Here is a 1,360-nt window from a genome sequence, read left to right on the forward strand (position 1 = left end):
TAAWAAATTTAAAGCAAAATCATAATCTTACACAAAATTAGTTTTCAAATTGTCATATTGATGATTTTTTTTATTTCATCAAGAGTTTTCGACAAAATTATTATGTTATAATTTAGTTGTTAATTATTAGCAAATTAATTTAACTGAAAAAAGTAAAGTAATTTACTTTTTTTTATTTTGATGTAAAATATAGATAATAAAAAAGAACTTGTGAGAGTTCTTTTATATATTTATCAGGATTTATTTACTCTTTTATTTAATCATATTCATTAAATAATAGCAATTTTAATATGCAAAAAGGAGTAAAAAATGAAAGAATTTAATCCAAATAAAGCAAGTTTGGCAACTTTTTATCGTAAAATAGAGCAATTTTGAGAAAATAAATCACCTAGTAAACCATATACTTTGAATGATTTAACCAATGAATTCAACCTTTCTAACAGATGAAGATATGAAATTTACAAGAGCGAGAAGATAGTTCCTTTGCTTGAAAAACAAGTTGATAGAATTGAAAGTGAAATAATTAATTTTATGATGAAATCACCAGATGGTGCTAAATTATATTGACAACGAGCATTTAATTATAAATATTCAATGCAAGAAAAACAGTTAGAACAAGAATTAAACTTAAATAATCAACAACCAATAATAGTTAATTTACAAACTGATATTAGAGATATTAAAAAAGAAAGTGATAATAATGCTTAATCATTTTACTTATTTATTAGAAACACCTTATTGGTTATTACAAAATAGTACTGTTGGTGATAAATATCCATTTGCTAAGAAATATGAATTAGTTAATGAAATTAATCAAATTGGAACACGATATAGTGGTAAGACTATTTCAAATATTAAAATGTTTGGTGAATTATTAAAAATTAGTTTATTAATTAAACAACCAATTTGTATCATTGCTAGTATGTATTGGAGTAAAGATTTAAAGGATAGTGTATTTCAAAATATATGAAATATGCTAGATGAAAATCATATTCCTTATACTATTAATTTATCTAATTTTACTTTTACTTTATCAAATGGTAGCAAAATATATTGTAAAGGTTTACATTCACCAAGTCGGAAAGAAAAATTAAAAGCTTTTGCTGATTTAAATAAATATAAATTAGTTATTGATTGAAGAGAAGAATGTGATCAATTTCAACAAAAAGATTTAAGTGATTTAGAGTTTGCTATTCGTGGTTATCAAAATAAAATAACAATTAATACATGTAATCCTGAAAGTTTAAAAAGATATAATAGACTTCTTGCATAACCTATTAAAATAATTGTAAATATTTTTAAAAAGATACTAATAGCAAATTATAGTTTTAATTAATTATGTCTTTTATTTAAAAATTTA

At 21.4% G+C, this 1,360-nt stretch carries 2 protein-coding genes; both read left to right on the forward strand.

Annotation, left to right across the window (positions count from 1 at the left end; translation table 4 throughout):
- Positions 1-309: 309 nt before the first annotated feature.
- A complete protein-coding gene (locus EHV01_RS05630) occupies positions 310-708 on the forward strand; it encodes a hypothetical protein (RefSeq protein WP_422066604.1) in 399 nt (132 codons plus the stop codon).
- The gene (locus EHV01_RS05635) at positions 701-1,273 is read left to right on the forward strand and encodes a phage terminase large subunit (protein WP_422066605.1); all 573 of its coding nucleotides are present in this window, start codon (positions 701-703) and stop codon (positions 1,271-1,273) included. Before EHV01_RS05630 ends, EHV01_RS05635 begins: the two co-directional genes overlap by 8 nt.
- Positions 1,274-1,360 lie beyond the last annotated feature (87 nt).

The sequence above is a fragment of the Spiroplasma sp. hy2 genome (assembly GCF_044714365.1).
Taxonomy (GTDB): Bacteria; Bacillota_I; Bacilli_A; order Mycoplasmatales; family Mycoplasmataceae; genus Spiroplasma; species Spiroplasma phoeniceum.